This is a genomic window from Levilactobacillus lindianensis (assembly GCF_003946095.1).
In the GTDB taxonomy this organism is placed as follows: Bacteria; Bacillota; Bacilli; order Lactobacillales; family Lactobacillaceae; genus Levilactobacillus; species Levilactobacillus lindianensis.
The window spans coordinates 20,817-27,274 of record NZ_RHOD01000026.1; the positions used below are offsets into that span (position 1 = coordinate 20,817).

Consider the following 6,458-nt stretch of genomic DNA (forward strand, 5'->3'; position numbering starts at 1 on the left):
GCTAAGTATGATCCACGTGATCCCTGTGATCGGCGGCATGCTCTTTACGCCAGTTCTTCACGTAATCCAGTCGTTTCTTGAAGAGTCCCTCACGACCCTGGTCGGTGGGATCATAGTACGTGTGGCCTACCAGGTCGTCCGGAAGCGTCTGCATCGTAGTTAATTTATCTTTCATATCGTGAGCATACTGATAATCCTTACCGTAGTCAAGATCTTTCATGAGCTTGGTTGGTGCATTGCGGATCTGAAGCGGTACGGGCTCGTCTCGTGTCTCCTGAACGTCCTTTTTGGCTGCGAGCCTTGCCTTATAAATGGCATTGGACTTAGGCGCCAACGCCAGATAAGTCACCGCTTCGGTCAGGTGAACGTCACACTCCGGCATCCCCAGAAATTGACAAGCCTGAAAGACGTTCACGGCGACATTCAGGGCATTGGTGTCGGCCAATCCAATATCCTCACTGGCAAAGCGAACCAGCCGCCGCGCAATGTATAGTGGGTCCTCCCCACCTTCCAACATCCGCGACATCCAGTAGATGGCCGCATCTGGATCACTGTTGCGCATCGACTTATGCAACGCGGAAATGATGTTGTAGTGTTCCTCACCCGACTTGTCATACAGCACGAACTTCTGATTGATAAGTTGTTTCAAGTCGTCTAAGGTTACGGTCACCTTGTCACCCTGTTTGTCACCATTTAAGACGGCCATTTCCAGTGTATTCAAGGCCGTACGGGCATCCCCGTTAGCAAACTCGGCGATGGCCCGGATCTCATCGGCACCGATCGTGACCTGCCCCTTGAACCCGGCCGGATTGGCCAAAGCATTCTTCAAGAGTTGTTCGACATCGGCAGTTTGTAGGGCCTTCAGCACGAAGACCTTACACCGGGATAACAAGGCGGAGTTAATTTCAAATGACGGATTCTCAGTCGTGGCCCCAATCAAAACAATACTGCCCCGTTCAACGTATGGCAGAAAGGCGTCCTGCTGGGCCTTGTTAAACCGGTGGATTTCATCGACGAAGACGATCGTCTTTTCCCCCACCGAGAGGTCACTAGCCGCTTGTTTCATAATTTTCTTAATCTGACTAATGCCGCTGTCAACCGCACTAAATTGAAGAAATTTAGCCTGCGTCTGCCGGGCAATAATCTCGGCCAGGGTCGTCTTGCCGACACCCGGCGGGCCCCAGAAAATCATCGACGAGACTTGATCGTTTTCAATTAACTCGCGGAGAATCTTGCCGGGACCCAATAAGTGAGTCTGACCGACAAATTCCGCCAATGACCGCGGGCGCACCCGACTAGCCAACGGCGACTGCTGCTGATTTGCAAATAGCGATTCCTGCTCCACGAGACTCACCACCCTTTTAGGTCAATGATAACCCGTTTAGCCCGCGAACAAAAGCGTTAGTGATCCCGGTCGGCCACCGTCATGGGTTCCAGTGACCAGCGCAGGCGGCCCCAGGCGATTCCTAAGGCAAATCCCAGAAAGGTCGGCACCAACCAGCCTAACCCCAGACTAGCAAATGGGACAACCTGATGATAAACGGCTAACGCGGCATGCACTGGCACCAACTGCGTTACGACCGCTGGGGCACTGTTGAGCATGTCTAATACAGCGGGAACGACGGTGAAGGCAATCGTCAATTTGTAAACGATGCCGGCATACGGGCGATTAGCCACGGTCAAGGCCACCAGAATGAGGGCTAAGGACAGTGGGTAAAGTAACATCAACACTGGTAGGGACCAGGCGATGATCGTGTCGAGACCAGCGTTAGCGACCAGAAAGGACACCAACGTCGTAATCCGCAGCCAAGCCAGGTAGCTGACCCGCGGAAAGAGCTTGTGGAAGTCTTGGGCAAATGAGGTGACCAACCCCAGTGCTGTGGTGAAGACGCCCAGCGTCACTAAGACCCCGAGAAATAGCGTCCCAAAATTACTAAAGTAGTGGCCCACAATCTGAGACAGTGCCACCCCACCATTAGCGGATAGACTGAGTCGACTGAGGCTGAACGCGCCCAATAATACTAAGCCAAAGTAGATGAGAATTTCTAAACCGATACTCAAGGCCCCCGCCTGAGCGGTGAGCTTGGTGAGCTCACGATCGTGGTAACCCAGTCCCCGAACGGCATGGACAAAGGTCACACTCAAGGCCAACAGTGCGACGGCATCGACGGTATTGTAACCCTCGAGGAACCCGTGAACCGTGGCATGTGTCTGGTAGGTCACCGTGGCGGCGTGCTGGAGATTCCCCATTGGATTGAGAAAGGCCACAACGAAGATGACCGCTAACATGAGGAGAAAGCCGGCATTGAGATACTTGCCCACCACTTTCACCAGATTATTTTGATGGGTAGCCAAGACGTAGGCTGCGCCGAAGAAGAGGCCCGTGAAGATCAGCATCCCCACCGTACTGAAGCGCGTGGGTAGAAACGGCTGCACTGCCATCTCATAGGCTGTGGCGGCCGTCCGGGGAGTCCCGAAGAACGGCCCGATGGTCAGATGAACTAAAACTAGGAAAAGCGCAGCGTAGTGCCGACCGACGGGTTTAGCGAGGTCGAAAAGCCCATCACTCTTGGTCACCACGACCGCCAAAATTGCCAGTAACGGGAATAGTGAGCCGGAGATGGCAAAACCCAACGCCGCTAAGAACCAGTTGTGTCCGGCCATTTGCCCGAGATGTACCGGGAAAATTAAGTTACCAGACCCAAAGAACATCCCAAAGATCAGGGAACTCACTACGAATAATTGACCCCAACTTTTCTTGGGGATGACGTCTGCATTTTCCATATTAATGCCTCCATAATTAATCATTTTGCCGCCATAACATCAAAAAGAGCCCCTCTCCCATCACGGGAAAAGGGCTCTACGAGTAGAACGGTACCACCTTTTATGTTGCGGTTGCCCGCAACGCTTATCGCGGACTAACATCCGCTAGCCAGATAATGGTGGCCACCACGCGTACCTACTGATTCAGTCGCGAACTCGGAAATGATTTTCACCGGCGGTTGTTGGTCACCTTCCACTTACCGTGACTCACTTGGCAACGGACCGTTGGCTACTTTTTTCCTCAACGTTTTTGAAGTATTGAGACTGATTATAGGCGTGGGGAGGTTATAGGTCAATGGGGATTTTAATTGTTTTCTAATCATCAAAGAAGTCTTCGTCAATTTCGAAAAATTCGAACTGTTGCTTCACCTGAACACCCACGTGGTATTCAAGCATGAGATCTGTGAGTTGGATACCGTCGATCAGAACGATTGAGAATTCTTTAGCCGCCCTAACCGCAGCGGAAGAGAAGCCAGACGTCGTGATTAGGACGCCTCGATCGGCGTGGTTGCGTTTCAAAGCCCCATAGAAGGAATCGATCACTGGCCGTTGAACGCGATTATCCTCACCATACCGTTTAGCCTGGACATAAACGGTGTTCGTTCCCAGTGCATCCTGATTGATCACACCATCGATACCGCCATCATTGGTCTTCTGTGTTACCCACGCCGAACCATTGGGCCCTTTGTATCCCATTGCCACGAGTAATTTAACCACTAGATTTTCAAAAAAAGTAGGATCAGCTTCACGAATTCGCTGTAAGAGATCCGTCGCAACTTCGGCATTGTAGGCCTGAGATTGTTCTGCTAGTTGTTCTAGAATAGGCGCCGTCTCGGGGGACGCCGCCGTTTCCGGAATTTCTTCTGAGGTAGCTGTTGTTGATTTTCTCCGCAGCTTCCGTTCATCTAATTCTTCTTTATGTCGAAAGTAAGCGGGTTGGGTTTTAATCACGCTTTTATCAATTAAATCGCGACTAGCTAATAGATCGCGACCTCTCGACGTGATCTGATAATAACCTCGCCGGACACGTTTCAACAAACCCGCTGTCGTTAACTCACTAATAGCCCAATAGACACGATCTTCACTGATATTAGTTGTTTCATGACCGACACTGTTATAGGTCATTTTTCTTAGGTCATCTGGTAATTTCAAACTATCCGCTATCTCACGCTGTGATGTACGTCCAGCCCACGTTTCATGTTGACTGGCAAACTTAAGAACAGCTGGAGCTAGGGCATCCCACGTGGGAATGCCGTTCCCCGCAAGTTTCAAATCTTGATAAGTCATTGTGTCAGCCTCCATATTTTTCGATTCGTCTTTAATCCCAAGTATAGAAGATTTAGCTGTAAAACTCGACCACAACTTTAAAATTTACTAGGAATCTCACCATGTGCTTTTCGAATAGCACCCCTATTCATACAAACGAAATTTACCGGTAATTTTTCGCATTAATTTTAACAATCAGCCAAATCCCTCATTACTTTACTTATGACAGCATTCCCAGACATGTCCGACAAAAAAGCACATACTAAGTAGCCGTAAATACACGTCTCATAAGCTTCCAAGCTAGTTTCCCAATAGGCAACTCAAAAAACAACAATTTCGTACAATTAATTTCTGCAATCACTATCAGACTGACATACTATGACACACCTATCGACTATACTTATTTTATCAACTTAAGTAACACCGCGTCATATCGTTTCCGCGTTAATCTAACAAGGAGGTGTTTCAATGACCATATCTCAGACCAAAATCTCCAGAAATCTTTCCTATGCCGACCTCAACGTTTTGTGTAAAGTCTACGCACACAGCGATTCCGAACGCATCACTGCTTCAAATGCAACCTCGCTTTTTCCTATCACATCTGATGAGCTACCCCACCACGTTACGCGTTATCAAGTGGGCGGTGATAACAACGCCACCTACACGTCCTATCTAAAATTACGTGAACTTGAGCGCGTCCTCTCGACACCGACTGATGACCTCCCCGTTTTGCCATTTGGTCCCACGGCGGTCCCCAATCTTGAAACGCTCATCGCCAATCTGAACGATCTAGGCTTCACCGTGACTGGTTACCATATTCAACGACTCGAATCGCGTTTTATCTCCGATCTCGACGCGTTTGTCGCTAATCCTACTGACTATCTGGCCACGCTCGACTTGCCATCGCGTCCGATTGACACTGCTAGTATCCCAGCCCTGAACAACGACAACGAATACCTGCCCAATCAGAGTCGCTATACGATTTACGATCAATCAGACGAGCCGATTATCGAAAGTATTCATCCCCTCCTCCTTGGCGCGGTCATCGGCTGTCTCTTACTCCAAGTCGACCCTCAAGCCATCAAGCAACTCCTCATATGGCCGAACCGCAAGTTAGTCCCCGCTGACAGTGACCTTCACCTCCATGTCACTGCCTACCGACTATCCGCTGACTACCCGATCACTAGCCGTGCCGACTGTGCCCGTATGGCGAAATCACAAATTCCTCAAGATGGCCGTATCGTTCAATTATTCAGTCCTTCTGCCGAACCTTATGACGCTCTATGCCCTGAACTTGGTCTTACCGACTGTCTCAGCGTCATTGCTGAATTAACTAGCCAGACCCCTGTCGACCCGACGCAAACCGACGATGCGAAACAGCTGGCCAACCACCTCATTAACTTGGCCGACCGCCAAAATCTCGGCATTAATCGTATGACGCGTCAACTCGTTGACAGAGGGGCGGCTGAAGACTTCACGATCGTTGACGGCCACCTCACCGATGTCGCTATCGACTTCTGGCGAGAAGACGGTTCCCATATTCCTGAATTAAGTTTCGACTTGATTGACCAGACCACCGGGCAGACCGTGGCCTACGACATCTTGCTTCGTAACCTGATTGAAAAACTGCTACGTCACATTGACTTAAAGAAAGGTGATAACTAATGATTAAAACTTCTGATTTTTCAACTGTTGATAACTGGGCGCTCTGGAATGTTCCTGCTGATTTACCAGCCAACGCCACCGATGCTGAACGTGAACAACTCTTCAAGGCCGCCTATGGCGCCCACGGGACCTCTCCTAAAGACCAACTTCCTAGCGATCTCACCGACCGCCTCAGCAAGGTTGAATACGTCCTGGTCGGTCAAAACCCCGGCAACGCCGCTGCTAAAGCCAGCGAACAAGGCCTCTTCAACAACTTCCATGGCCCTGCCAGAAGCTGCGATTACCGTCTCGCTGCTGCCATTTATGGTACGAAACTCTGGGGAACCTTCATGAGTGATGTCTCCAAGACCATCAACAGTAACAGTCAAGAAGCCAAACCAGTTGAAGCCGATGTCCGTGACTTCGAAAAACACCTCGATGCCCTGGGTATCTCAAAGAACGCCACATTGGTTGCCTTAGGAAGTACCGTCAATACCGCGCTGACTAAGTTTGCTAGCCGTCCCGTCAAGACGATGTACCACTATTCCCCAGTCAACACACGTTGGCAAGCCGCTAACGTTCGTCAACAAGTCCTCGACATCACTGAAGAAGCCGTCGACTAAATACTTACAGGTCTGACAAAAATAAGAGGCTGTGACATAAGTCTCCAAAATGAAAGCTGGTTGAGAGGAATCTTCGGATTTCTCCCGACCAGCTTTTTGGTA

Annotated in this window: 5 protein-coding genes; 2 read left to right on the forward strand and 3 right to left on the reverse strand. The window is 50.0% G+C overall.

Features of this window, described 5'->3' with window-relative positions:
• Position 1 precedes the first annotated feature (1 nt).
• From EKM70_RS09440 to EKM70_RS09450, 3 genes are all read right to left on the reverse strand, one after another.
• On the reverse strand, positions 2-1,345 hold the full coding sequence (locus EKM70_RS09440) for a replication-associated recombination protein A (RefSeq protein ID WP_125547329.1): 1,344 nt from the start codon (positions 1,343-1,345) through the stop codon (positions 2-4).
• A 56-nt stretch (positions 1,346-1,401) separates the two neighbouring features.
• The gene (gene brnQ / locus EKM70_RS09445; protein WP_125547331.1) at positions 1,402-2,784 is read right to left on the reverse strand and encodes a branched-chain amino acid transport system II carrier protein; all 1,383 of its coding nucleotides are present in this window, start codon (positions 2,782-2,784) and stop codon (positions 1,402-1,404) included.
• Between the two features lie 354 nt (positions 2,785-3,138).
• Positions 3,139-4,110 carry a restriction endonuclease gene (locus tag EKM70_RS09450; RefSeq protein ID WP_125547333.1) on the reverse strand — a complete coding sequence of 324 codons (972 nt, stop codon included), beginning with the start codon at positions 4,108-4,110 and terminating at the stop codon, positions 3,139-3,141.
• 447 nt (positions 4,111-4,557) lie between these two features.
• Between EKM70_RS09450 and EKM70_RS09455 the strand changes: the two genes are divergently transcribed.
• Positions 4,558-5,754 (forward strand): hypothetical protein, encoded by a 1,197-nt coding sequence (locus tag EKM70_RS09455; RefSeq protein WP_125547335.1) that lies wholly within the window; start codon positions 4,558-4,560, stop codon positions 5,752-5,754.
• Entirely contained in the window at positions 5,754-6,356 is a 603-nt protein-coding gene (locus EKM70_RS11525) for a hypothetical protein (protein WP_225416420.1), read from the forward strand. Before EKM70_RS09455 ends, EKM70_RS11525 begins: the two co-directional genes overlap by 1 nt.
• Positions 6,357-6,458 lie beyond the last annotated feature (102 nt).